Genomic DNA, 25,789 nt, shown 5'->3' on the forward strand with positions numbered 1-25,789 from the left:
GAGGATATGGTTTTGGTAAATAATCCTGAGGCGCAGGTTGACGGCGGCGTCACTTCTTCTTTTTCACTGAAATCAGATATTTCTGAGCTCAGGTCTCTTGCTGAAAAAATTGAAAATTTCGGCAGTGAACACGGTATTTCTGATAAGACTGTGTTTGAACTTAATCTCGTGCTTGATGAGCTTTTTACTAATCTTGTCAGCTACGGCTGTCAGTCGGACAGGCATAAGTTCGACATTGTCATGCAGCTCAAAGATGGAGTCCTCACTATCTGGATTGAGGATGATGGTAAGGAATTTAATCCTCTTGATGCTCCTGAACCGGATGTGGGCTGCAATTGCGAGGAACGCAAGGTCGGTGGATTGGGAATCCACTTTATGCGCAAGATGATGGACAGTATTGAATACGCATGGAAGGACGGCAGGAATAAATTGACGTTGACCAAAAATATTCAATAGCTTTATATATCTATTAGAAAAGTAGTCCGCCGGGCGGATTTTTATATTTAACAGATCGGCAATGCCGCTTACCAGTTGGTAAATTTGGAAAACGGAGGAAAAGATGGGGCTTGAAGTTGGTGAAATTAAAAATGACGGTATTATTACCTTTAAGCTTAAAGGTCGTCTTGATTCGAATACATCCAATGATTTTGAAGAAAGGCTGCTGAGTCTGATTCAGGATGGCGAAAGCAAGATCATTCTGGATTTTGAAAATCTTGAGTATATTTCCAGCGCCGGTTTGCGGGTTTTGCTCAAAGCGGCCAGAGAGCTCAAAGGCGGAGACGGCAAGCTTATGCTGTGCTCCCTTAAGGATTACATCAGGGAAGTTTTTGACCTTTCCGGCTTTGTTTCCTTCCTGCCCATCTATGATACCATGGATGAATGTCTGGGCGCTTTCTAGACATTTTTAAATAATCAGGCCATATTCAGGCCTTCTTTTATGTTTTTACTGCTTCCTGTCTGCCTTTTTCGGCGGACAGGAAGTTTGTTTTTTGAAACTGCGATTATTTATTGCTATAATAGCCAGCGCGCTTTCATACATACACTGGAGGGTATAAAATGAGCGGTATATTCACATCTCTTGCAGTAATGATGTCCCCACGGGGACTTGAGGCCGCAGGGCACGGCGCCGGATTGGGCGGAGCTGCTTTTCTGGGAGTCCTTGTTCTGGCCGCGCTTTCAGCCATCTGCACCGCACGCAGCATGGATAAACTTTCGTCCGGGGAATTGCGGGCCACCCCTGTTGACCGCGTCGCCTTCGGTTTTCTTGATGCTGCCCGTTTTTTTACCCTGACTGTCTTGGCTGTTTCTTGGCTGGGCCTTGCCGGGTACGCAGTGAATGAAATTTTCATCACATCTTTCCCTAATCTGGGCGCATCGTTCACTCTACTCGCTTTTGCCGTCTGGTCTTGCTTTCTTTCTAAAAAATATGCCGGGGATCTTTTCGGCGGCACACTGACTGTGGCGTTTCTGTCTTTTGTTTATGTGGCTGTGATGGTTAATCAGCCGGTAACCGGAGGACTGGGATATCCCACAGAGCTGCCGGGAATGTTTTCCCCGTTGCTGCCGGCAGGATTTGCCGCAGCAGGACCTATGGGCTGGATGCAACTTGTTTTTCTGGGTGTACTTGCCTTTGTCGGTTTTGATCTGCCACTGGTTTTCGAGAATAAAGGTTCACGCGCTGTTCCGGCGATTCTCCTGACTCTCGCTGCTTTTGGGCTTTTTGTCTGGGCTGCCTTGCTGATTAAAACTCCGGAGGAATTGCTCAATTCAACTGTTCCCCATCTTGCTGTTGCATCGCAGATTCTTGAAGGTAAAGGGCGTCTGCTTATGGGCGGCACAATTGTATTCGCAACCTTTGCCGGTATCTGTGCTCTATTCCGTCTTTTCGGGCATAAGGTGCGCGGGGTTCTTGCCGAAGATTACTCCAATTATGCTGTCGGTGGTGCCGCTGTTTTTCTGGGTGCAATCATCGCCATTATGCTGGCCAAAGGCTGGGCCGGGAAGGATGAGCTGGAATCACTCATTTCTGCAGGCCTGTGTTTCTGGTTCGGTTCGTATGCTCTGATTGACCTGCTTGGTATCATTGCTATGCGCCGTGCAAAAAGATTTTATCTGCCCCGTTTTTTGACTTTGGGATTGCATGTTGTTGCCGCTGCAGTATGTTGTCTTCATATCGAATTCCTCAACTATTTCCTTTACACAATTGGCTGCCTTGCTGTTGCGGGTATTGCTCTCGGTTTTACCATGAAGGAATATTGCGACTATCCCCCGCTGGAGGAAGTTGAACCTGAAGATGATAGCGAAGCTGAATTTGAAGAAGGTGATGAAGTTCAGAGTGATCCGGTTGAGGATGATCCTGAAGACGGCGAGCTTAATATAGTCAGTTATAAATAGTGTTGTTTTTGCCCGTTTTTTCTTGTCCTGCGATTTTGATTTGGTATTATTAAAATGAACCCAAAGTTTGTTCATTTATTAATATACAAAATACGTGGAGGTAATGATGGGCAACCGTTTAATATTGCTTCTCTTTGCTTCAGTGCTTGCTGTTTTGGCGAGCTTTGTGGTTTTTCCACTTGCTGCAGATGCTGAGGATATACCCCGTGTTTCCGGAGAGTATCTGGAGCGAAAGCTCGGCTCGGAAGGGCTGGTTATAGTTGACGCTCGCAGCGGTTCGGACTGGCGGGGCAGTTCGTCCAAGATCAAGGGAGCAATCCGCGGCAAGGCCGGGAAGGAAAAGACTTGGGCCGCAGACCTGCCCAAGGATGCCGAGATCGTCATTTACTGTGCTTGACCCAACGAATACACAAGCTCCCGTGTGGGGCGGAAGTTGAGGAAGATGGGTTTTACTAATGTGAACTCGCTTCTTGGTGGTTGGCATCAATGGCATCGATCCGGTTATCCGGTAGAATCAAAGTAAGAAAAAAAGAGGGGGATTGCCAAGGCAATCCCCCTCTTTTTTTATTCCGGTCTATCCATCTCAATTTTATTTAGAAAGCGGTGTTTACGCAGAGCCGCTGACCTGAAGCACTTGCTGATAAGTTTGCGTTTCTCCTTGAGTGCTTCGCGCTGGGCTGCAATCTGGGCCGCTTCATCTCCTTTAGGCTTGTACTTGGTTTTGATTCCACGGAAGGCAACCTTGATCTTTTTGCTTTGGAATTTTTGATCCAGTTCATCCACAATATCCGATTCGGTGGGATATTTATCCTCAAAATGGCTGACCCAGAAAAGTACCTCAAAGTCTAGGCCGAAGGTTCCGAAACGTTTGAAGAGGATCGTTGGTGCAGGGTCTTTGAGAACATTGGGATGCTTCTTAACTACCTTGAGCATTATTTTTTTGGCTTTCTTGACCTTTGAGCCGGGAACAAGGCTGATCGGAATTGTTACCCTGATGCGGGTGTCCTGATAGTTGAGGTTAACGATTTCACCTTTAAGGAAGCTGGAGTTGGGGATGATGACCATGCTGTTGTCCAGCGCCTTGAGGGTGGTGTTACGGATGGATACATCAATAACCGTTCCGATGATCTTTTTGTGCTGCAGGGTGTCGCCCTTTTTAATGGAGCCGCCGAAGAGGATGATCAAGCCGCTGACAAAGTTGCTGACAATGTCCTTCATACCGAAACCAATACCGATAGAAAGGCCGCTGGCAATCCAAGTTAGTGCGGACATAGGAATGCCCAGCAGGAAGAATGAGGCCAGTAGGAAGACCACCCATACAATATAAGAACCGATGGTGGATAAGGTGTGGGCCAGAGCGGACTCAATGAGGCGCCCGTTGATTGAAGTATTGCTGACGAATGATTTAAGCCAGAAAAGTGCCAGTCGGGCAGCAAAGAAAAGGATCAGAATGTAGAATATGTTCTTTACCGAGATATCCGCTCCGGCAATGTTCATGTCCATATGTCGGAACACAAAGCGGGCAAAAGGAATACCGCCCATATAGGCTGTGGCCCAGCCGATGAACATAAAGATGATTACCGAGACGGATAGCGGGTAAAAAAGCTGGACCATCTGGTTATGGTGTTGCGCCTCACGCAATCCCTGCTCAAACTTCTTTTGTTCGTCCGCGTCAAGTTCCTGATCCTCTGGAAGGTGGTACTCCGGTTGGGGCAGATCGGTGATCAGGATAGTTTTCAGGGCGGTGCAGATTTTCATGGTCACCAGGAAGAGAAACCAGATCTGGGTAAGCATCATAGCCTGTGTACCGAAGCCCAGCAGGGTAAAGATAGCTGATCCGGAAAGGACAACTTTGTTAGCCTTTGATGTGGAACGAGTAATCTGAAGGGTGTACCTGTTGCGGTTGAAGTGCAGGGCAGCCAGACCTGCGACACTGAGTACGAACCAGATAATGGATAAGCATTCAGCGGGCAAAGTCAGCATATGCATGACATCCCCGGCAGTCATCAAGCTCCAGAGGATAAACATGGGGGTGTAGATCAGCGGTGCTGGCTGAACTTTCTCCCGGGCCCAGAGAAAATTGCGGGTGCAGATGATGGCTCCTAAGGTAATAGCCTCAGTCCAGACCAGCCCGGTTATCTGGTTGGCAGTGAAAAGAGTGAAAACACGGGCAACCAGAATTGCCGCACCTAATGAGATGAGAAACAGCCCGGTGTTGTAAAATGAAAGTTGATGGTTGCTGAACATGGGGCGGCGGAGCATTTTTTTGACCATTGTGCGCAGGATAAGCCACAGCACAACGGTTATCCCGCTCATAATCATCAGGAAATTGCCCCATTCAACCCAGACTATGAGCGGATGGTAAAATTTTGTGTAGCTTTCCCGCCATTCTTCGAAGGCATAGCCTATATCATTCCATGCCTGAGGGAAGAATAGAATCAGGCTGGGTTCAAAATAGAAACTTTTTAAAGTCTGGGCATAAAATTTACGAGTGACCTCTAGGTCTTCACCCATGGATTCCATCAGTTTGTCTGATTTGAGAAGGGCTGCATCGATGGATTTTTTTAAGGTTGCGGCTTCATCCCGGACTCGGAGATATTTTTTTCTTGTAGAGTTGAGTTTTTGTTTCAGCTCAGGATCGGTAATTTTAGTTTTAAAATGAATTTCATTTATGACGTCAAAGCCTTGCTTGATCTTTTTGAGCCTGTTCTTTTCAATGAGCAGGTCCGATTTTGCCAGATGGACGTAACCCCTGACATCGTCAAGCTGCATGATTACCGTGCGGTAGGACCAAGGAGTCTGCTTGGCCATCCCGCGCAGCATTTTTAACTGGTCCAGTCGGACCTGCGCTGTGTGCAGCCTTGTGTCGTACTTTTTAATCATAGCCGGAATATGCTGGTTTAGATTCATTACGGCCTGATCCTGCCGGTTAATATCTGCATCAAGTGTGTCGACCATATTGAGCAAAGTCTGAGTGGCTGTTTCGGCCTGAGATTTAATGGCAGTGGAGAAAGTAAGGAGTATAAATGAAAGAATCAGAATCAATCCTTTTCGTGTCTTTGCGGTCATGGTCTTCTCCAAGGCTTGACAAGCCTGCTATTTTTCCGGTTAATTATCTGTATCCGCTGACTGCTTTTCAGTTCGTTTCCTCACAGTCCTGCCTGTGATCATCTTTTCTAGTAAATTTTCCGGTATAGACCGGATCGTGTCCGGTAGAAAATTCTATCCACAAACGTGTATTCTGCAGTCGGCAATTCTTATTCTTCAATGTACACTGCTGGTTGTACTAAATGTATCTGACAAATAAAACATTTTTTACAGCACATCATCAACCGGGAGAATTATGGTATCCAATATTTATCTGATCGGTCCCCGTGCCTGTGGTAAAACCACCGTAGGCAAGCAACTTGCCGATAAGCTCCGTCTTGAATTTTATGACAGCGACGAAGTTCTCGTACAAAAGGCGGGCTGTGAAATTGCTCAGTACGTCAAACAGTATGGCTGGGACGGCTTCCGTGATCTGGAAGCGGAAGTGCTCCGCGAACTTTCGCAAAAGCAGAATGCGGTTATTTCCTGCGGTGGCGGAATTGTGGTTCGCGAGGAAAACAGAGCCTTGCTCAGTGAAAAATTTACCGTGTATATCAAGGCGGATGTTCAGACTCTCGCTAACCGTCTGCAGGCTGATCCAAATCATGATCAGCGTCCGTCGCTTACCGGAAAGTCTATTGTTGATGAAATACGGGAAGTGCTGGAAGCGAGGGAAGAACTTTATTCCGGTTGCGCTGGTCTTGTAGCGGACGGTGCAGGTTCCATTGATGATGTTTGCGTCCAGATTTTAGAAAGCTACCAATCCTTCAGTAAGGGAGATAAATAATATGAGCGGCAATACATTCGGCCAGATTTTCAAGGTAACCACTTACGGGGAATCCCACGGTCCCGGACTGGGCGGAGTTATCGACGGCTGTCCAGCGGGCATTGAACTCAGTGAGGAAATCATTCAGCTGGAGCTGGATCGTCGCAAACCCGGACAGGGCATTGCTTCTACAGCCCGCAAGGAAGCGGACCGGATCAAGATTCTTTCCGGGGTATTTGAAGGGCGTACCACCGGGACCTCCATTGGTTTTCATATCGAGAACACAGACCAGCGGTCCCGTGACTACTCCAAGATCATGAATGTATACAGGCCCGGACATGCCGATCGGACCTTTGATGCCAAGTATGGTTTTCGCGATTATCGCGGAGGCGGCCGTTCTTCCGGGCGTGAGACGGTGTCCCGTGTAGCGGGCGGAGCAGTGGCGCAGGAATTTTTACGCCAGCAGGGTGTGACTTGTCAGGCTTATACTGTGCGCATCGGTGGAATTGACGGAGAAGTGAAAGCCCCGGAAACAGCTTATGAAATGCCTTTTTTCTCTGCTGATCCGGATGTCATTTCCAGCTGGGAAGAACGGGTCAAGGACGTTCGTTCACAGGGCGACACTCTTGGCGGAGTGGTTGAAGTCTGCATAAAGGGAGTGCCTGCCGGACTGGGCGAGCCTGTTTTTGACAAGATCGATGCCCGACTTGCTTATGCGCTCATGTCTGTCGGTGCGGTGAAAGGCGTGGAGATCGGATCCGGTTGCAAGGCTGCCGATGCCCTTGGCAGCGAGAACAATGATTTCATGGACGAGGATGGTTTTCGCAGCAACAATGCCGGCGGGATTCTCGGCGGTATTTCCAGCGGGCAGGATATCGTTGTCCGCGCTTATGTGAAGCCGATTCCGTCCATCAGCAAGCCGCAGCAGACTGTTGATCGTGACGGCAAAGTCACTGAAATTCAGATCGGTGGCAGGCATGATATCTGCGCTATCCCTCGCATTGTGCCGGTACTTAAATCTATGGCTATGCTCACTGTGGCGGATTTTATTTTATTGCAAAGGCGTATGGAGTAGGAATGCCTCCGGCGGCTTAAACCCTTTTGCAAAAGGGTTTAAGAATCCCAAAACCTTTTATTAAGGCTTCGCCGAGTAGCTCTTTACATTTTTAAATAACAAACCCCGCAATATCATTTAGATATTGCGGGGTTTGGCTTGTTTAGGTCTGATGATTTATTAGCCAGTGCAGGTCTTACAGATTTTAAGATTACTGAAATCTCCGGCCTGATACTGACGGATCAGGGAAATGAAGTGATCAGAGTTCCAGATTTCTTCAAGGGTGTTCTTGTATAGGTTACCGAGAACCACTGTCCTGCGCCAGTCGTGGCAGCAGATGATCACATCCCCGTTGTAAAGCACGTAGGCCTGCTTGAGGAAGAGGTCACAGTCACGCTTAAGCTGGGGCTTACGGGCACTCAATTCACTGATATCGTCACCTGCACGGTTATCCAGCTGGTGGATCTTGAAGGTTACATCACGTTTGGCCCAATGTTTTTTAGCATATTCCAATTCGTCGTGAACGATGGTGGTGTCGAGGGTAGTGATGGAAACCTTGGGACGCTTGGCACCTTTCTTTTCCTTGATGTCGAGGAATTTGTCGATGTTATCAAGAATGTTGAATCTCTTAATGCCCATGGATTCGGTGTAGGTTTCGGCGGAGTAACCCTGAACGGAAACCCAGAGATGGCGCAGACCGGATTCAATAAGTCTTTCACTCATGTCTTCGGTAAGCAGGGCACCGTTGGTGTTGATCTTGGTGCGGGTGAAAGGCTTCTTGTTTTTTTCAATGTAGGCGATACGCTCCGGCATTTTCTTATCCATGAGCGGCTCATTCATCAAATAGGGGCTGACTCGGCCGATAAAATGTTTGCTGGTCTCATCGATGATTTTTTTGAAAAGATCATCTTCCATATGACCCTGAGGCTGTGTATTATGAGTGTGTTTCCAGCCGCAGAACAAACACATGGCATTACAATAGCTTGTGGTTTGAATCTGAATGGCGCGCGGAAAAGAGGGACGGGGACGTTTTTTGTCCTTGATCCAGGTCATCAACTGTTGAAATTTGCCTTCGTTTTCCGCAGGCATATAATATTCACCCATGTGAGTTTACTCCTTGTAAAACTTATAGCGGGTAATTTAAGTGTCGGTATTCGGGAGGCCGAACTTATAATGAGTTGACAACCAGTGTCAACGTGTATGGAGAATCTGAAAATGAGTGTTCTTGTTGAATTAACAATTTTTCCCACAGACAAAGGTGAAAGCGTCAGCCCTTATGTGGCGCGGGTTGTAAAAATTATCCGTGAATGCGGCCTGTCCTGCCAGCTTGGCCCCATGGGAACCTGTATTGAAGGTGAATGGGAAGAGGTTATGGCTGTGGTTACAAAATGTTATCAGGCTCTTGAGATAGATTGTGATCGCATCTATATGTTAATGAAAGCCGATTGCCGCAAAGGTGCTGTGGACAGGCTGCACGGTAAAGTGAAATCTGTAGAATTGAAACTTTAATGTGATCGGTTGGGAGAGATCAATGAAATTATTGAAGCTTGCCAATTGCGCTGCTCTACTCATCTTGCTGTTTGCCATATCAGGTTGTGCTCATCTTGGTGTCTCGCATCTGAAACGGCAGTCATGGAAGCTGGAAACCCCGCGCACCATGCAGATGGAGTTCATGATTTTTGATTATGAGATTGTGCCTCGTAAGGATAGTTTCGGCCTCCGGGGAAAGGCTTACGTTAAAAAGAACAGCGTGCCCATGTGGGCCGGGTGGATCGGTGAACTCTGGATTCAGGGTTATCTGTCGGATATGGACGGCGAGGTCTTAGCCCAAGGATTGCAGGTTTTTTCTCCGGAAAAGCTGGAAGAATCAAAGGGTATTCCCTTTGATTTTGAACTGAAACCTGATCAGCTTGATTCAGGGCCGTTGTATATTTCTTTTGGATACCGCATGGCCCTTTACAAAAGCCGTGAAGACAATAACGGCCCGCCATTCATGGCTATTGAAAGAGCTGTAAGTCAGTAAGCTAAAGCGCGATCAATTCCAGATCGCCCCAGGCGCCTATTTTTGAATCGTATTGTACGAAAACTCCATCAAGCCCGTGTTCTGACAGAGCGCGGGCTTTATCTATGACTAAAGGAACATCGGCTGGGGATTTAAGCAGGTTGGCGAGGGACGTTGCGGCGGCATCAGCAAAGCGTCCGTCCTTGGCGCGAACAGTAACTAGATCGCCGCTGCCGAGACTAAGAGAATGACCGATCGTTCCGGAAGATGAGCAGATAGAAAGGGGAAAGGCTTCAGCTTCAATGGAAAGACCTATTTTTGCGCTGGAACCAGGCTCTGACAGTAGGGCCACTTTACGCGTTGAAGTTGAGTGCATGTAAATATCGCCACCATTCTCCACAATGACATTGGAGGAAAATGGCAGTAATTTACCCGCAACATACTGGGCTACAGCCCCGGCTACAGCCGCCATAGGACCGACTCCGCAGGCAAAAGCTCCGGCAGCCATGGCTTTGATCACTGGATGGACATCGTCTGGTACCGGGACAGGAATAAGGCTGGTTGCGAAATCAGGATTGAGCACGAAATGGGCCTGCAGAATGCCACGAATTTCATGGACAGCATCGAGTGCTTCTTCTTTTAAGGCCTTCTCAGCAACAATAAATAAATCAGTATGCTCAACAACGACCTGAAATGAAGTCTCTTTGTTGGACAGGGAAATGTTGTCCCGATATCCACGGGTGTGATCAGTATGAATTTTTTTACTCAAAATATGAACCCAATATCTGGCAGGACGGTTAAGAGCGCTAGAGGCGAAGCCTTATTAAAAGGTTTTGAGAAGGATGGGGGCTGGGGAAGGGAAAACTTTTGCAAAAGTTTTCCCTTCCCCAGCCGCCGGAGGCTCCTCTTAGAAGCCTAAATCTTCGTTGATGAATACTACGTGGATGCGCCCTTTGGGTGAGGACTTCTCGGTGATTCCCCAGACATTACAGATGCGGTCCTTGGAATTACAGTCCTGACACTTACCGGTAACTGCACAGGGAGTCTTGCGCTTGAGGCGCATGGCATTGACCGGGGCAGCGTATTCTTTGATGCGGCTGACAGCAGCATCAAGGTCGGGGCAAAGCTTGTTGCGACCTACGAGAACTACGACATTGCGGGGACCGAAAGCCATGGCAGCAACGCGGTTGCCGGTTCCGTCGAGGTTGACCAGCTCTCCTTCTTCGGTGAAGGCGTTGGCGCTGGTGATGAACAGGTCGGTCAAAAGAGCCTGACGACGGCGTTCGATTTTTTCAGCCATGGGCGGGTTGACGTCGTAGGTGTCGATTACTTTAACTTTCTGAAGTTTTTTGATCTTGTCGTAAAGACCGGATTCGACAACTGTCATGGAGCCGCCGAAGCTGATGGACTTGGGTTTCATCTTGGGGATGATCTTGTCCAGTACCAGAGAAGCTGCTGCCTTCTGGCTTTTTACAACGTATGTTTCATAGCCGTTATCTTCGAATACTTCCTTTATCTCACCGAGCTTGATGTCCCAGAAGGTTTGAACAGGTTTCATTTATATCTCCTTGAAATTATTTCCGCCGCACAGGAGTGGGGCCGTTAAAAAGTTGCCGCTTGAAAAATATATGAAAAAAGCGGTGAAAAAAAAAAGCGCACGTGATAAAAGTTTTTAACAAGTTAAGAGAATTCCACGTCAGCATTATGTATGAATTCACTTTGACAGTATGGCCGCATCGGGTTATGCGGACTTGTTTTCGTTTTGCAGCAGCATAGATTATTCAGAGTGAGATTAAAAGCACTTAGCTGCACGGTTACATTGAAAACATTTCTTGACGATATCTGAAGTAGGGGATATATGTTCCCGTTCCTCGTAGCCGGAATTTGTTCTCCGGCTCTACTAACGTTATTAATTTTTGGAGAAATAGAACAATGAAAAGAACTTACCAGCCTAGCAAATGTAGAAGAAAAAGAACCCACGGTTTTCTCGTTCGTTCCCGCACCAAAAACGGTCGTGCTGTTATCGCAAGACGTCGTGCAAAGGGTCGTAAAAGATTAGCCGTTTAAGTTGGAAAAAGGAGCATAAGCTCCTTAGGAAGCCTGAATTTGATCTCTGCTATGAGCAGGGAAAAAAGCTCTACACAAAGAGTTTTATCCTCTTTGTGCTGTGTCATGGTAGCGGCCCCAGCGGGGTCCGTTTGGGCCTTACCGTGAGCAGAAAGAAGGGACCTGCTGTTGTCAGGAACCGGATTAAAAGGGTTTTACGAAGTTTCTTCAGGCTCAATCAGGAAAATTTTCAGGTGCGTGCGGACATAATTATTGTGCCCAAGCGTGTACTGAACGGCAAAACCATAACCTATGCTCTTGCCGAAAAAGAACTACTCCCCATGATCGGAAAGATTAACAAGCTTTCCACTGGCGGAGAGTAATGAGAAATCAGGGAATGCGGACTCTGTTTCTTTACCCGATACGCTTTTATCAGAAGTTTATATCCCCGTTATTTCCGGGGTGTTGCCGCTTTCATCCAACCTGCTCGCAATACGCCATAGAGGCTATATCCCTTCATGGAGTGATCAGAGGGGGGATGTATGCTTTGTGGCGTCTGTTGCGTTGTAATCCGCTATGCAAGGGCGGATACGATCCCGTTCCCGCCCATAAAAAAGTTCCACCGCGCAGTCCCGGTTTGATTTGAGGGACAAATTTTTAGTGAGAAAAAAAAGACATGGATAATAAACGCGTTATTTTGGCTGTAGCCCTTTCGTTTGCAGTTCTCCTCGGCTGGCAGTTCCTTTTCCCTCCCCAGCCGCAGCAGCCCGCGCCTGCCCAGCAGGAGCAAACCGCTCAACCAAATCAGGCCGTTGATTCCAATGTCGCCGGCCCTGTATCAAACCAACTGCCCGATCCCGCTTCCACAAGCGCTATTGTTTCCGCAAAGGGAACAAAACTCACCGTTGAAACTCCCCTCTATTCCGCAGTGATCAATTCACAGGGCGGCCTTCTTGAAAGTTTCAAGCTTAAAAAATTCAAGGCAACCATCGATGCTGACTCTCCCTATGTGGACATGGTCGGCACCAATGCTCTGAATAAAGCACCTATGGGCCTGATCCTCAACGGTATCGCTACCTGGGCCAACGGTGTCTGGGGTTATGAAGGTGCAAATCTCAACCTTGACGGCGACAAGCTCGGCACACTTATTTTTCGCGGCGATGTGGAAGGTTTCAGAATTGAGCGTAGACTCACTTTTCACGCAGACAACTACCTCATCGACGAAGACGTAAGGGTTATCAACAAATCCAATCCCAGCGGCATGGGACGCATTGCGTTCACCACCGCTACCAAGAGCCTGACCGCTGCGGATGACCGTTACAACCCCACCAGAATTTCATGGTACAATGCTGAAGGTCTGGTCGAAGAGAATGACCGTGATACTCTCAGCGAAACCGGCGTAACCGAAACCGGTAAAGTTGAATGGGCAGCCATCGACTCCAACTACTTCATCCTCGCCCTTGTTCCCGGTGCAGATTCCGTGACCATGAAGGGTAAGTTGCAGGATGATATTTTCCGTGTAGCCGCAGAGCAGAACGTTTCTTTTGATAAGGACATTGAGCGCAAACTGGCCTGTTCCTACTACTTTGGCCCTATGGATGCCAAGCTGATGGCCAAGGTTCCCGGTAACCTCGATAAGGCCATTGACTTCGGTTGGTTTGATATCATCGCTAAACCCCTTGTTGTGGCCCTTGAGTGGTTCCACCAGTATACCCACAACTACGGTATCGCGATCATCCTGCTGACCATCGTTATCAAGATTCTTTTCTGGCCCCTGTCCCACAAGAGCTACAAATCCATGGAACAGATGAAACGTCTGCAGCCCATGATGGCCAAGCTTCGTGAAAAGCATGGCGACGACAGGGAAGCCCTTAACAAAGAGATGATGCAGCTTTACAAGACATACAATGTCAACCCCGCAGGTGGTTGCCTGCCCATGCTGCTGCAGATTCCGGTTTTCTTTGGACTGTATAAGGCGTTGATGGGAACAGTTGCCCTCAGGCATGCTGATTTCATCCATTTCCTGCCTTTTACTGATATTGTCTGGCTGGCCGACCTTTCGGCAAAAGACCCGCTTTACATCACTCCTATCGTGATGGGTGCTACCATGTTCCTGCAGCAGAAAATGACGCCTTCAGCGGGCGACCCGACCCAGCAGAAAATCATGATGTTTCTGCCTCTCGTATTCACATTCATGTTCCTCAACTTCCCCTCCGGGCTGGTTGTATACTGGATGGTGAACAACGTACTTTCAATTGCACAGCAGTGGATGATGATGCGCAACGTAAAGAATTAGCGCGTAACAAGCTGATCGGATTTAATGGAGTGAAGAACAATCAGGAGATAGAATGAGCGAATTCATGGAATTCCAGGGGAAGAATTTGGACGAGGCTATTAATAATGCCTGTGATCATTTTAGTCTGAATCGCGATAAACTTGAGATTGAGATCATCAGTGGAGGTTCCACCGGGGTTTTCGGCCTGGTTGGAAAGAAAAACGCAAAGGTAAAAGCTCGTCCCAGAGGTGGAGATAACCGCTCTGTGCTGAACGAAGATTCCAGAAGAGGAAGAGGCCGTCAGCAGAGAAGAGAACAGCCTGAAAAGAGACAGTCCAGACCCAAGTCTGACCGTCCCAGAGAAGAACAGGCTCCGGTTGCCAAAGAAGAAAACGCTCCTGCTCCGCGCACTGAGCCTGAAGTTCCCGCAGTCAAGCCTGACGCAGACGTGGCTGTGAAGGAAGAAGGTGAAGTTGCAGTTAAGCCTGAAAGCGAAGTAGCTGTCAGAGATGAAGCTCCTGCACCCGCAGTTGCCGAAACCCCTGAAGAAGGTCGCGAAGAACAGCGTGAAGAACGCCGCGAACCGCGCAGCATTATGGAAGGTGATCCTGAAGAGATCGCTGCCGCTGTGCGTGAAGCTCTTGAAATGATGATCGAACCCATCATTCAGGATAAGCCCAAACTCGAAATCGAAGTGGGTGAAGACCGCGTTAACGTTCTGGTTGACGATGAAGAAAATTCCGGCCTGATCATCGGCCGTGAGGGACAGACCCTGTCTTCCCTGCAATATCTCTGCAACCGCATGGTCTCCAAGAAGCTGCAGACCTCCGTACGTGTGCAGATTGATACCGGTGATTACCGTGAGCGTCAGGATGAAAAACTCCGTCAGCTGGCCTGGCATCTTGCCGACAAGGCCATGCACACCGGACGTGTTCAGTCCACCAAACCGCTGAGTTCTTACCACCGCAGAGTCGTGCACATGGCTTTGCAGGAAGACAAGCACGTCAACACCCGCAGCAAGGGTGAAGGACCCATGAAGCGGGTCCTGATCCTGCCCCGTCGCAGCCGTGGCGGTGGAGGCGGTAGACGCAACGATAATTACAATCGTGGCAATGACCGTTACGATTCCCGCAGCAATGATCGCAGCAGGGGACGTCGTGATCGCAACGACCGCAATGATAATTACCGCGGTCGTCGCAATGAGCGCAATGAACGTAATGATCGTAACGAGCGTAGTGATAATTATCGTGGTCGTAATGACCGCAACGATAATTACCGTGGTCGCCGCAACGATCGTAATGATAATTACAACAAGCGTGACAACTATAAAAAGGAACGCGATGAGAACTTCGGCAATCGCGAAGAATTCAACCGTCCTGCTCCTTTTGATGACAGTTACGGCAATCGTTACCAGGATGATAACTTTGGTAACCGCCAGTCCCGCTACAATAACAATCGCCGTAATGACCGCAATAAAGACGGTAACAGCACTAACTACAACAGTGAGCGCTACAACCGTTACTAATTGTTCACGAGCGGTGAATAATGACTTTGAAAACCCCGTGGACTTAAGTCTGCGGGGTTTATCCTTTCTTTCAGGGAGATATTGATATGTCCATCACTTCCACCGGAACCATTGCCGCAATTGCCACACCTCCCGGTGACGGCGGGGTCGGAATCATTCGCATAAGCGGTGAACAGGCATTATCTATTGCCAAAGATATTTTTCGTCCGGCCAAGGAGTCTTTTTCCGGGTTTAAACCTTACACCATGCATTACGGCACTGTTGTTGACGCAGAGTCTGTAGAGATTGATGATGTGCTGGCTGTTTTCATGCCCGGACCGAATTCCTATACAGGTGAAGACACCGTTGAGATTAACTGTCATGGAGGTAGGGCCATTCTCAGCGCGGTTCTCGGTGAAGTGCTAGCCAAGGGAGCGCGGTTGGCTAACGCTGGTGAATTCACCCTGCGTGCCTTCCTAAATGGGCGTATGGATTTGACTCAGGCGGAAGCTGTCGCGGAGATGATTCATGCACCTTCACGCGGTGCAGCACAGCTTGCCAAGGTTAAACTTTCCGGAGTGCTTGGCGAGCGTATCAGCGGTTTGCGTTTGCGTCTGGAAGAGCTTCGGGCTCAGCTTTGTGTGGCCGTGGATTTTCCTGAAGATGAGCTTGAGTGTCTGCCCTTGGAGCAGATGCAGTCCGAAGTCGGTGATGCGGCAAAGAAAATTTCTGAAATCCTTTCCGGTGTAGAGCGGACCAAGGCTTGGCGTGAAGGCGGTCTGGCTGTTCTTTCGGGCAAGGTCAATGCCGGTAAGTCCAGCCTTCTTAATGCGCTTCTGGGGCGCAACAGGGCCATTGTTACCGATATCCCGGGTACTACCCGCGACTTCATTGAGGAAACCCTGAATCTCGATGGGTTGCAGGTCCGGGTTGTTGATACTGCCGGGTTGCGTGAAACCAGCGATGCCGTAGAGCTTGCCGGGGTGGATATGGGGCGGGATCTAGCTTCTCAGGCTGATCTGGTTCTTTTGATTATTGACGGCTCTAAGCCTTTTGCTCTTGTTGATCTTGATCCGCAGTTTGCTGACATGTCAGACAAGTGTCTTGCTGTAATCAACAAGTCTGACCTTGAACAGGCTGATCCTTCTCCAGCTGCAATTATGCGCAAAGCAGGGTATGAGGTTGTTGAAATTTCGGCTAAAAAGGGCCAAGGTATTGAGCGGCTGGCAGCGATGATTCGCGAGAATATATTGAAAGGAGCGGGTGAGCCTGATCCTGATGAGCTGGTACCTAACTCGCGTCAGGCAGCAACACTCAAGAAAGCCCATGCTGAGCTCGAAGAGCTTATGGGCGATATTGAAATGCAGGTTCCGTACGATCTGCTCGGTGTGCGTCTTGAGTCGGCCTGCAGTGCTCTTTCCGAGATTACCGGGGAGATTACTCCGCAGGAAGTGTTGAATTCAATTTTTGAAAATTTTTGCGTTGGAAAATAAAATGGAAGACAGTAAATTTGTAGATCTGAAAGGCGTAACCTGTGGGCTTGTGCCCATTATCGTTAACCATCTTGATACCACTTCCAATCCGGTAGTGGAGTTTCAGGTCCGTCTTGGTATCCGTGAAGAACTTATGAGTGGATTCGGAACCGGCGGTAACTGGGATATCGACGTGATTGATGATCTCGGATGCGACCGTCTGCGCTTCACCCGTCGCAAAGAGAGTAACGAAGATAGATTGAATATTGTTGAGTATTAAGATGCCTCCGGCGGCGCTACCGCGGGTCCCTCCGGGGGCTTAAACCCTTTTGCAAAAGGGTTTAAGAATCCCAAAACCTTTTATTAGTTTTTATTCGATCTAGCACGGAAAGACTGTTTCCAATACGGCTAGGCTCTTAAAGCATAGCTTTTGCGCTTTGCGATTATTGAGAAGTCGTTTCAGGTCTTCCATCGTATCCATGTCTTGATGTTCTTGAAGAGTTGAAGGATTTATATCCATTTTTTCAAGTCGGAGAAGTGTCTCGCTAAAGACTCTATCCGTGCTCCATTCCATATTTTTGAAGATGGAATCGGTCAAAAAATCTTTCTGAAATCCTATCAGGTAATAGCCCCCGTCATTTGCAGGTCCAATGCAGGCGGGGGCTTTTTGTAATGTTTGTCTGGCTTTTAGGATTCTTTCAGGATCAAGGTCTGGCAGATCGCTTCCGGTCAGTATGGAAGTATCAAAATTAAGATCAAATGCGGTTTGTAGAGCATTGTACATGCGCTGTCCGAGGTCCTCACCTTGCTGTGGAATATAGGTTCTCTCGCCTAGCCACTCTTTATATTTTTCTACAGGCTGGAAAGGATCGAAAGCTATGATCGGGGTGAGTCCAGATTCGTCAAGATTAGACAACATGTCTTCAACAAATGCAGTATAAAGCTTGGCAGCAATTTCGTAGCCGATGTCTTTGCCAAGTCTGGTTTTGACCTTGCCTGTTTCAGGATATTTCACAAAAACTATGATCGCACATTTCATGATTGAACTTTCCTTCTGCGGTACAAGGCTACCAGAGTTTCAGCACGGACACCGAAACGGTGCAGCAGGCGTAAGCATGTATTGCGGAAAGCGCAGCGTAATGGTCCGGTGGCAAGATAGCGGCGGGCAGAAGTTGTAATAGATTCTTTTAGAATGACGATTTCGAGCCGTCTTTTTTTGATACTCTGAAAAAGTTCCACATCTTCCATGAGTGGTATTTCCGGGAATCCACCAAGTTCCATGAAAGTGGATTTGGGAATGAAAATGGCCTGATCCCCGTAGGGAACACGCTCCATCCTGCAACGTAGGTCGGCTATGAAAGCAATAAATTTCATGGTGCGCGAAGGAGTGTCAAAACCAAGCTTAAAGGCTCCGGCAGTGGCGCAAGGGGCGCAAAGAGCATTGCGGACAAGTGCGTCCGCTTTGGGCGGCAGCGTAGTATCGGCATGCAGAAAGAGCAGGATATCTCCCGCGGTCTTTCCCGCACCGATATTCATCTGGACCGCACGTCCGGGAGGTGATGAAAGACACATCACCCCTTCATCGTCAACAGCGGACAGGGTGGACCCGTCAGCGGAACCGTCAACGATTATGATCTCGGAATTTTCCCCGCAACATTCCTTCACATTCGCGATGCAGGAGCGAATAGTCTTCGCTTCATCATACACCGGAATGATGACAGATATTTTCAAGCTTGATGGCATGGATAGATAAATATCCTTTTCGCCAAGCCCGATAAAGGGAAAATTTAATTAAGCTCCGCAAAATTGTTGAATAGCGTCCAGCCTAAACTAATAGGGATTCCAAAGGGGCTTAGCTCCTTTGGCCGCCGGAGGCGAAATCAAATTATCAAAAGCGCGAAGCGCCTCAATACTATCCTACGCGGCCGAGCTGGTCTTCTTCCATTCGGGACTGGCAGGACACGCAGAAGCGGGTGGTCGGGTTCGCTTTGATTCGTGCGATAGCGATCTCTTCGCCGCAGTCTTCGCAGATGCCGAAATCCCAATTGTTTACGCGACTCAGGGTCTCTTCCATGTCACTGATCAGCTGGTTTTCGCGCACATGCAGAGCAAGGTTGATTTTTTGTTCGCTGATACGGGAAGCGTATTCATTGTCATCAGCACAGCTTTCAACAGCGGTGTCGCGGGTCTGACAGCGGTTGATGAGTTCAGCAAGTTTCTCTTCAAGGTGTTTCTTGATGTTAGCTCTCTGAGAAGAATTCATAATAAACCTCCGACTTCAGTTGTGGAATTGATTATTAATCCTTTGACTATGGGGCTTATACGTCTGCCCGTCAGGGAAATAATCGCAGTCCGGTTACGGAAGTGAAACGTTATTATGGATTCAGCTTGGTAATTTAAAAGGCGACCTTACGGGATTCATAAAGTCGCTTGAAATGTGAGGGCGCCAGTATTAGATTTTGCTGCATTCAATAAACAGAAAGTTTGGTTTTGTTGAAAGTCTTTTGTAAGCCGCTGGATTGAACTCTTGAATTTCTTTCTGCGGCTTTCCTTCGTTTAATCCGGTGATGCAAAGCCCTGCTTGGGTGATCGCGGCAAAGAGTTCGGTAAGTGGCCTGCGGTAAAACGAGACTTCAACCGGATCACCGATTACGTCCCATTTCTCAGTGATCAGTTCACATTTAAAGTAGTTTCCGGAAGCAGAGGCTTCAAAGTCGAGTACCGGATGGTGGGTAGAGAAAATAAAAAGTCCATTCGGTTTTAAAACCCGGCTGATATCAGTGAAGAGCAAGTCTAAGTCTTTTAGGTAATGAATAGTCAGTGCACTGATTACAATGTCGAAGCTGGTATCCTGTTCCGCAGGCAAACCATTGGAAATATCCTGTACATAGCAGCTAAGATTTTCAATGGATTGCTGTTGCAGGATTTCGATCATTGTTTGTGAAACGTCAATTGCTGTAACGTGTGCACCTTGCTTTGCTAAATGCCGGGAATGCTCGCCTGAAGCACAACCCAAGTCCAGCACAGCTTTACCTTCTAGGTTCGGCAGCATAGCTTGCAATGAAGGGCGTTCAAAAAGGGCGTTGTAAACATTGTTTTTGATTGCCTCGCCGTACTCGTAGGCGTGCGTGGTATAAAGTTTGTTCTTCATTTTTTGAAATGGTGTGTTGAATTAAAAGGGAACTTGAATCCCATGAACTTAGAATCAATGTCGACAGTGACCACAAAACATATGAATCAATCGATTTTACTGGTGCGCCCGAAAAGTTCGGTCATTTCGCCGAGTCGTTCACGAATCAGCGGGGTCAGCTGTCCGGGAGTGAGCTTCCAGCCCCAGTTACCGTCTGCCTTGCCGGGGACGTTCATGCGTGCCTTTCCGTCAAGACTGAGCAGGTCCTGCGCCTGAATGATGCATAAGCAGCCTACGCTGGACATGAGCAGTCTGATCAGTTCCCATGAAATCTTGGCGTCATCTATCCAATTGTAGCCGAGATAGGAAAGCAGGTGTTTGCGGCTTGTATCATCGGCATCTTCAAGGAACCAGCCCCGGTTGGTGTTGTTGTCATGTGTTCCGGTGTAGACCACTGAGTTGCGTTTGTGATTATGCAGGGCATCGCCGCAATAGCCGATGTCATCACCAAAGGAGAATTGCAGGATATTCATGCCCGGAAGGTGAAAGCGGTCCTTGAGCCAGATTACATCCGGGGTGATATGCCCGAGGTCCTCGGCAATAATGCGCAGGCAGCCCATTTCCTCGGTAAGCTTTTCAAAAAGATGATGCCCGGGCGCAGCGACCCAGTAACCTTCCATGGCGGTCTCGGCCTCGGCTGGTACTTCCCAATAGGCTGAGAAGCCGCGGAAATGGTCAAGGCGCACCCAGTGGTAAAGGCCGAGGTTGTGCTTCATGCGGCTGATCCACCAGCCGAATCCTTCATTCTGGAGCACTTCCCAATTGTAGACCGGGTTACCCCAAAGCTGGCCTTCTTTACTGAAATAATCCGGCGGAACACCGGCTACACAATGCGCTTGGCCTTGATCGTCAAGCTTGAAAATATTGCGGTTGGCCCAGACATCGGAACTGTCGTGAGTTACGTAAATAGGTACATCACCGATAAGCTCCACCCCGAGTTCATCAAGATGGTCTTTTAGCTGTCCCCATTGACGGAAGAAAATCCATTGGCAGAATTTTACATAGAGGATTTCGCGGTAAAGCTTCTCGCCCCAATGGCGTAAGCCGTCCTCTGTACGGTTACGGATATCTTCCGGCCATGTAACCCAGCTTTCGCCTTTGAAATGTTTTTTCAGGGCCGTAAAAAGGGCAAAATCATTAACCCAGTGCATATTGTCCCAGATAAACTGGTTAAATACTACGTCATCAAGAAGGTTGTTGGCTACTCTGGCAAAGGCTTTGCGCAATAGCTCTTCCTTAACCTGACCGGCTGTTTCAAAATCAGCATGGTCGGAATCAGGCAGGGTATGTTGGAGAATATCTTCATATTCCAGCAGACCGTATTCAACCATCAGTTCCGGGCTGATCAGCAGCGGGTTGGCCGCAAATGCAGAAAATCCTGAATAAGGTGAGTTGCAGAGGTCTGGAGCAGTCGGGGTGATAGGCAGCACCTGCCAGAACCGTTGTCCGGCTTCAGCCAGAAAGTCTGCGAAATTATATGCTGCCGGTCCCAGATCGCCGACACCAAACCGGGAAGGCAGGGATGTGAAGTGTAAAAGAATGCCGCTAGAACGTTTCATTATATGTCTCCTTCTTGCTCTGCGAAGTCTGCTGCAGCCATGCTGACTTTAACAGTATCATATTGCAGGGCAAGGGGGGAGATGTCCAGACGATATCTTTTTTACCTGATTGAAATATCCTCGGACCTGACCATCAGCTCAGAATAAAGGAATAGTGCGAAAGATTGCCCAGCTATCTTCACCTTTCCATCTTTGGGCAGAATTCCTGAGAGGGCTGCCGCGCTTCCACCATAAGATCTTGATGCGCTGTAAAGTTCTGTGGTCCAGATTCCTTCCGGCAGGTATTCGGCAATACAATTCTCAGTCTCGTCTTTAGTGAAGTTGAAAATTGTGGCAGCGTATTTCTTGTCTCCGGATGTCGGGTTGCGGAAAATCAGGATTACGCCGGGTGCGATTTCCTGCACTTGGCATCGACTGCGGCAGGGTTCGTGGATGGTAGGGTGTTCTTGCCTGATTTTAAGCAGTTTGCGGTAAAGGGCAAGCATTGCAATACCTTGATCTTTCTTAATGTCCGTCCAGTTTAAACAGCACTCGTCAGGGCAATGTCCCTCTTGCGAGTTATTGAAATATTTGAAAGGAGCACTTTCACCATATTCTTCGCCCATGAAGATCATCGGCACATAGGGGGAAAGCAAGGTTGCACCTGCGCTGAGTTTTGCTGCTTCAAATCCTGCTTTTTCAATAATTCGGCATTTGGATTCGTATCCGTCATTTTCATCGTGCCCTTGAGAATAGACAACGAATTTGCAGCCGCGCAGCTCTGATTTGCTGCGTCCCTGAAGTCGCAGGTAATGATTGGAAATTTCGCCCCGGTAAGCAAATCCGAATTGCATTGCGGAAACCATGCGTTCCGGGTCAGAATAATCTTTGAAATGACCTTCCTTGTTTCCGGTCACCTGACTATGTAGTGCGCAGTAAAAGTCTTCGCTATACAGTGCGTCCAGTCCATACCCCCCTTGCTCCGGTGGCAAAACCGGGCGCAGGGCATTACGTTTATCTCCATTGATCAGTACGCAGGTTCTGTTCTTCCGGCTGGCAAATTCTTTGATACGGGTGGCCAGTTCCTCGAGGAAATGGATAGGAGTCTGGTCGAAAATTTGATCAGCATCTTTGATGCGTAATCCGTCAACACGGTAGTCGCGCAGCCATGAAAGAGCGCACTGAATGTAGAAATCACGGACACCATAGCTGTATTTTTCATCAAAATTTAAAGCTCGCCCATTAGCAGCGTTGTATTTTTTGCTGAAAAAAGGGGCATAGGCGGGTTCAAGGTTTGCCACCGGAATCAGGCTGCCGAAAGATACATCCAGTATGACTGCTATGCCATTTAAATGGCATTGCTTAACCAGTTCTTTTAAATCATCAGGTTTACCGTATAGCTGATGTACTGCATATGGATATGTGGTTTCATAGCCCCAGCCCTGGGTTCCGGCAAAGCTGGCTACAGGCATCAGTTGCAGGGTGTTGATCCCGAGTTTCTTAAGGTGGTCAAGCTTTGATATGAGTCCCAGAAAGTTCTTTTGCGGACTGAACGTTCCTACATGGGCCTCATAAATAATCATTTCATTCATTGGCAGGCCGGAAAATATGTCCCCGTCCCAGTCAAAAAAATGGTGGTCTACTACGGCTGATACGTCTTTTAGCTCGGCAGGCTGCCATAGAGAGGCTGGGTCAGGGATGGTAGGACCGTCATCTAATATATAGGAATAGAGATCACCGGGCTTGATTTTTTCAAGGGTGGTTTCATGGAATCCATACTGGGATGGGGTCAGGTTCTGGATACTGTTATGTCTATTTTGTGTTTTTATTCTAACTTGTTGGGCATGGGGAGCGAAAATTCTAAAAGAACATTTACCATCTTCCTGAAGTCGTGCTCCGAAATGTTTTTCATTCATAAATATGCCCGTGATAAAAATATTTTGTTTTTGCAAAAATAATAATGTATACTGATAGCAACAGTCGGCTCGTCTTTTGCATGTGATTGAGTACTTGCATCTCGTAACAGCATTAGGAGGCAGACCATGAATAATCATCAACACCGCGAAGCGTCTGAGGAGCGGGTCAAGATCGCTGAAGTCATGGCCGGGGAAAGCGCAATACTCCATGAACTGGATTTTCAGGATGTAGCAATTTCCACGCACGCAGTTCGCACCCTGAGGAAAGCTGCCGTTGCAGTGATGCAAAGATTCATGCCCGGTAGTCGTCCCGAGACACTGACCAATTCACAAGCGATAGCCTTTTTCATAGATCGAGTGTTTTGGGATCAGGATACAAAGGGGTTGATACTGTGCGCCGACGTGGCGAAACGCAGTTTCTGTATCCCAATCCCAAGGGATCATTGGCATATGAAAGCCGATCTTGGAACTATTCAGTAGTCAATTTTCAAACGACTGACAAGTAAAAAAAAGAGCAGGTAGGGTTCTATCTGCTCTTTTTATTTTTTTATAAGTATAGATTATTCTATTTAGGCAGTGGGCAGAAATATTAAAATGTAAGGCACATGTCACTGCAGAGTAACACATGCGAGAGTTTACCCAGCTATTGTAAATGAACAAAATTTAATAGCAGGGAGCTGCCGATGGTTCACGAAACATGTTCTGATCTGTTCAGTTTAAAATCACCTTTTGAGGATCCTTTCAGGGGAGCTTTGTTTTCCATTGTGGAGAAACCTTTATCCCATCTTTTGTGTCTGCCCAGATTGAATTCGTTATACAGCCAGGTACACGATGAAGAACATTGGGTGGAAAAGGATCATGAGGATTTTGTCAGCAAGGCCCTTAACCTGCTGGGAGTTAATGTAGAACTGGATAGTCAGGAATTAAAACGTATCCCCAAAAGCGGACCTTCGGTGGTGGTTGCCAATCATCCTTTCGGAGTAGTTGAAGGGTTGATCCTTATGCAGATGTTGAAAGCTGTTCGTCCGGACGTCAAAATTATGGCTAACTTCATGCTCGGTCTTATTCCGGAAATGAAGGAGCATTTGATTTCAGTGGACCCCTTCGGACGCAAAGATTCACATCTGGGAAATATTTCCGGACTCAAGGAAGCTGTGAAATGGGTTAAATCCGGCGGTATGCTGGCTGTATTTCCGGCTGGAGAGGTTGCCAGCCTGAATATTAAAGGTGCCAAGGTTGAAGATCCGGTCTGGAGTCCCACTGTGGGTGGAATTATTAAGCGTACCGGAGCGAGTGCTACCCCTGTCTTTTTTAACGGCAGGAACAGCTTCCTTTTTCAGGCTGCGGGCATGGTTCATCCTGCTTTGCGTACCGTATTGCTTCCTCGCGAAAACCTGAAGAAAAAAGCAGGTCCGGTTGAGTTTGCAGTGGGTAACACTGTCAGCGGAGAAAGGCTGGTCTCTTTTGAGAGCAAACAGGAACTTATGGAATATCTAAGGTTCCGCACTTATAGCTTGCGTTCCCGTTTTAAGAAGAAAAAGATGGCATTGCCTGCCTTTAAGAAAAAAGAAAAACCCATCAGCGACCAGACAGCGCAGCGCAGGATTATCACTGAGTTAACCATGATCGGCCCGGAATCAATTTTAGTTGAGAACAATGAGTTTGCAGTACATGAGGTTCATGCAGCCAACTGTCCTTTTGTGTTGCATGAAATCGGGCGTCTGCGTGAAAAGACTTTCCGTCAAGTCGGCGAGGGAACCGGGCAGGCTGTGGATGTTGACCGGTTCGACAATACCTTTATCCATCTGGTGCTCTGGCATAAGGAAAGTAAAGAAATTGCCGGAGCATACCGCATTGCCCGTGCAGATGAGCAGATCGAGCGATTCGGACTGAATGGAGTATACAGCCATTCTTTTTTTCGCTTTGATCCCAAGTTTTTCGATAAAGTGAGTCCGGCTCTTGAGCTGGGCAGGTCTTTTATCCGCCCCAGTTTCCAGAAGAATTTTTATTCGCTGATGATGCTCTGGAAGGGGATTGCCGCATACCTCGCACGTAATCAGCAATACCGCTACCTGTTCGGATGTGTAAGCATATCTAATGATTACAAGAAAATATCCCGTGAGCTGATTGCTGATTCGCTGATGAGATATAATGGCCGTTCCGATTTGGCGGAGCTGATTTCTCCAGCACGGCCATTAAAATTTAAAAAACTTAAGGCATGGCAGAAAGCATTGCCCGGTGTCTCCTTCACAGATGATTCTGATCTGGAAAAGGTTGTTCAGGACATTGAAGGTGGTGCCGGAATCCCGGTCCTGCTGCGCCATTACTTAAAAATAGGTGGCAGACTTGCGGGATTCAACGTTGATCCAGATTTCGGTAATGCCCTTGATGGGCTGATCGTGGTAGATTTGTTTGAAACTTCCGAGCGTAGCCTGTTCAAATTTATGGGCAAGGATCAGGGCAGGGAGTATTTGGATTACCACCGCAGTCGCGTTGAAGCTGAGAGCGATTGCATCACAGATGATGAAAAAGTGGCCTAAGGCCA

27 protein-coding genes are annotated in these 25,789 nt (G+C 47.9%); 17 read left to right on the top strand and 10 right to left on the bottom strand.

The annotated features are described in order from the left end of the window. Positions 1-6: 6 nt before the first annotated feature. The 4 genes from ACO05Z_RS04750 to ACO05Z_RS04765 all read left to right on the top strand — a co-directional run bounded on the left by ACO05Z_RS04750 (position 7) and on the right by ACO05Z_RS04765 (position 2,917). A complete protein-coding gene (locus ACO05Z_RS04750) occupies positions 7-456 on the top strand; it encodes an ATP-binding protein (RefSeq protein WP_421901024.1) in 450 nt (149 codons plus the stop codon). 103 nt (positions 457-559) lie between these two features. Next, the gene (locus ACO05Z_RS04755) at positions 560-898 is read left to right on the top strand and encodes an STAS domain-containing protein (protein ID WP_421901025.1); all 339 of its coding nucleotides are present in this window, start codon (positions 560-562) and stop codon (positions 896-898) included. Positions 899-1,056: 158 nt separating this feature from the next. Continuing rightward, the gene (locus ACO05Z_RS04760) at positions 1,057-2,394 is read left to right on the top strand and encodes an APC family permease (protein WP_421901026.1); all 1,338 of its coding nucleotides are present in this window, start codon (positions 1,057-1,059) and stop codon (positions 2,392-2,394) included. A gap of 106 nt (positions 2,395-2,500) precedes the next feature. Then, positions 2,501-2,917, top strand: a complete 417-nt coding sequence (locus ACO05Z_RS04765; RefSeq protein ID WP_421901027.1) for a rhodanese-related (seleno)protein — start codon at positions 2,501-2,503, stop codon at positions 2,915-2,917. 41 nt (positions 2,918-2,958) lie between these two features. Here ACO05Z_RS04765 and ACO05Z_RS04770 read toward each other — a convergent pair whose 3' ends face one another. Further along, on the bottom strand, positions 2,959-5,463 hold the full coding sequence (locus ACO05Z_RS04770) for a mechanosensitive ion channel family protein (RefSeq protein WP_421901028.1): 2,505 nt from the start codon (positions 5,461-5,463) through the stop codon (positions 2,959-2,961). Positions 5,464-5,737: 274 nt separating this feature from the next. Here ACO05Z_RS04770 and aroL point away from each other — a divergent pair, with 274 nt between their 5' ends. Further along, complete coding sequence (gene aroL / locus ACO05Z_RS04775) at positions 5,738-6,268, top strand: shikimate kinase AroL (RefSeq protein WP_421901029.1); 531 nt, start codon at positions 5,738-5,740, stop codon at positions 6,266-6,268. 1 nt (position 6,269) lies between these two features. After that, positions 6,270-7,322: a chorismate synthase gene (aroC, locus tag ACO05Z_RS04780; RefSeq protein ID WP_421901030.1), complete on the top strand. Its 1,053-nt coding sequence runs from the start codon at positions 6,270-6,272 to the stop codon at positions 7,320-7,322. 159 nt (positions 7,323-7,481) lie between these two features. Here aroC and ACO05Z_RS04785 read toward each other — a convergent pair whose 3' ends face one another. Beyond that, positions 7,482-8,405, bottom strand: coding sequence for a radical SAM/SPASM domain-containing protein (locus tag ACO05Z_RS04785; RefSeq protein WP_421901031.1), 924 nt, complete (start codon positions 8,403-8,405; stop codon positions 7,482-7,484). A gap of 111 nt (positions 8,406-8,516) precedes the next feature. Here ACO05Z_RS04785 and ACO05Z_RS04790 point away from each other — a divergent pair, with 111 nt between their 5' ends. Together ACO05Z_RS04790 and ACO05Z_RS04795 are read left to right on the top strand one after the other, a co-directional pair. Further along, positions 8,517-8,810 carry an MTH1187 family thiamine-binding protein gene (locus ACO05Z_RS04790; protein WP_421901032.1) on the top strand — a complete coding sequence of 98 codons (294 nt, stop codon included), beginning with the start codon at positions 8,517-8,519 and terminating at the stop codon, positions 8,808-8,810. A 22-nt stretch (positions 8,811-8,832) separates the two neighbouring features. Continuing rightward, complete coding sequence (locus ACO05Z_RS04795; protein WP_421901034.1) at positions 8,833-9,324, top strand: hypothetical protein; 492 nt, start codon at positions 8,833-8,835, stop codon at positions 9,322-9,324. Position 9,325: 1 nt separating this feature from the next. Here the strand turns inward: ACO05Z_RS04795 and ACO05Z_RS04800 are convergent, their stop codons facing one another. Both ACO05Z_RS04800 and ACO05Z_RS04805 read right to left on the bottom strand, forming a co-directional pair. Continuing rightward, a complete protein-coding gene (locus tag ACO05Z_RS04800) occupies positions 9,326-10,072 on the bottom strand; it encodes a UPF0280 family protein (RefSeq protein WP_421901035.1) in 747 nt (248 codons plus the stop codon). 138 nt (positions 10,073-10,210) lie between these two features. Next, on the bottom strand, positions 10,211-10,861 hold the full coding sequence (locus ACO05Z_RS04805; RefSeq protein ID WP_421901037.1) for a lactate utilization protein: 651 nt from the start codon (positions 10,859-10,861) through the stop codon (positions 10,211-10,213). Between the two features lie 374 nt (positions 10,862-11,235). Here ACO05Z_RS04805 and rpmH point away from each other — a divergent pair, with 374 nt between their 5' ends. The 7 genes from rpmH (at position 11,236) to ACO05Z_RS04840 (ending at position 16,880) form a co-directional block, all read left to right on the top strand. Further along, a complete protein-coding gene (gene rpmH / locus ACO05Z_RS04810) occupies positions 11,236-11,370 on the top strand; it encodes a 50S ribosomal protein L34 (RefSeq protein WP_015850946.1) in 135 nt (44 codons plus the stop codon). After that, on the top strand, positions 11,358-11,732 hold the full coding sequence (gene rnpA, locus ACO05Z_RS04815; RefSeq protein ID WP_421904164.1) for a ribonuclease P protein component: 375 nt from the start codon (positions 11,358-11,360) through the stop codon (positions 11,730-11,732). Before rpmH ends, rnpA begins: the two co-directional genes overlap by 13 nt. A gap of 14 nt (positions 11,733-11,746) precedes the next feature. Continuing rightward, complete coding sequence (gene yidD, locus ACO05Z_RS04820; protein WP_421904165.1) at positions 11,747-11,995, top strand: membrane protein insertion efficiency factor YidD; 249 nt, start codon at positions 11,747-11,749, stop codon at positions 11,993-11,995. A 30-nt stretch (positions 11,996-12,025) separates the two neighbouring features. Beyond that, positions 12,026-13,645, top strand: coding sequence for a membrane protein insertase YidC (gene yidC / locus ACO05Z_RS04825; RefSeq protein WP_421901038.1), 1,620 nt, complete (start codon positions 12,026-12,028; stop codon positions 13,643-13,645). A gap of 52 nt (positions 13,646-13,697) precedes the next feature. Continuing rightward, entirely contained in the window at positions 13,698-15,149 is a 1,452-nt protein-coding gene (gene jag, locus ACO05Z_RS04830) for an RNA-binding cell elongation regulator Jag/EloR (RefSeq protein WP_421901040.1), read from the top strand. 92 nt (positions 15,150-15,241) lie between these two features. After that, on the top strand, positions 15,242-16,621 hold the full coding sequence (gene mnmE / locus ACO05Z_RS04835; RefSeq protein WP_421904166.1) for a tRNA uridine-5-carboxymethylaminomethyl(34) synthesis GTPase MnmE: 1,380 nt from the start codon (positions 15,242-15,244) through the stop codon (positions 16,619-16,621). A 1-nt stretch (position 16,622) separates the two neighbouring features. After that, positions 16,623-16,880 carry a hypothetical protein gene (locus tag ACO05Z_RS04840; RefSeq protein WP_421901041.1) on the top strand — a complete coding sequence of 86 codons (258 nt, stop codon included), beginning with the start codon at positions 16,623-16,625 and terminating at the stop codon, positions 16,878-16,880. Between the two features lie 99 nt (positions 16,881-16,979). On the opposite strand, the gene ACO05Z_RS04845 is transcribed toward ACO05Z_RS04840, so the two are convergent. From ACO05Z_RS04845 to ACO05Z_RS04870, 6 genes are all read right to left on the bottom strand, one after another. Next, complete coding sequence (locus ACO05Z_RS04845) at positions 16,980-17,639, bottom strand: TIGR04282 family arsenosugar biosynthesis glycosyltransferase (protein ID WP_421901042.1); 660 nt, start codon at positions 17,637-17,639, stop codon at positions 16,980-16,982. Next, positions 17,636-18,343 (bottom strand): TIGR04283 family arsenosugar biosynthesis glycosyltransferase, encoded by a 708-nt coding sequence (locus tag ACO05Z_RS04850; RefSeq protein WP_421901043.1) that lies wholly within the window; start codon positions 18,341-18,343, stop codon positions 17,636-17,638. The genes ACO05Z_RS04845 and ACO05Z_RS04850 overlap by 4 nt, the downstream gene beginning before the upstream one ends. Positions 18,344-18,512: 169 nt before the next feature. Next, entirely contained in the window at positions 18,513-18,863 is a 351-nt protein-coding gene (locus ACO05Z_RS04855; RefSeq protein WP_421901044.1) for a TraR/DksA family transcriptional regulator, read from the bottom strand. 189 nt (positions 18,864-19,052) lie between these two features. Beyond that, positions 19,053-19,751, bottom strand: a complete 699-nt coding sequence (locus ACO05Z_RS04860; RefSeq protein WP_421901045.1) for a class I SAM-dependent methyltransferase — start codon at positions 19,749-19,751, stop codon at positions 19,053-19,055. Positions 19,752-19,837: 86 nt separating this feature from the next. Next, the gene (gene malQ, locus ACO05Z_RS04865; RefSeq protein WP_421901046.1) at positions 19,838-21,349 is read right to left on the bottom strand and encodes a 4-alpha-glucanotransferase; all 1,512 of its coding nucleotides are present in this window, start codon (positions 21,347-21,349) and stop codon (positions 19,838-19,840) included. Positions 21,350-21,450: 101 nt separating this feature from the next. Beyond that, a complete protein-coding gene (locus ACO05Z_RS04870; protein ID WP_421901047.1) occupies positions 21,451-23,244 on the bottom strand; it encodes an alpha-amylase family glycosyl hydrolase in 1,794 nt (597 codons plus the stop codon). Positions 23,245-23,370: 126 nt separating this feature from the next. Between ACO05Z_RS04870 and ACO05Z_RS04875 the strand changes: the two genes are divergently transcribed. Next, entirely contained in the window at positions 23,371-23,724 is a 354-nt protein-coding gene (locus ACO05Z_RS04875) for a hypothetical protein (RefSeq protein ID WP_421901048.1), read from the top strand. 203 nt (positions 23,725-23,927) lie between these two features. Continuing rightward, entirely contained in the window at positions 23,928-25,784 is a 1,857-nt protein-coding gene (locus ACO05Z_RS04880; protein WP_421901049.1) for a lysophospholipid acyltransferase family protein, read from the top strand. The last annotated feature ends 5 nt before the right edge of the window (positions 25,785-25,789 follow it).

Origin of the sequence: Maridesulfovibrio sp., from assembly GCF_965230075.1 — a bacterium.
Classification (GTDB): Bacteria; Desulfobacterota; Desulfovibrionia; order Desulfovibrionales; family Desulfovibrionaceae; genus Maridesulfovibrio.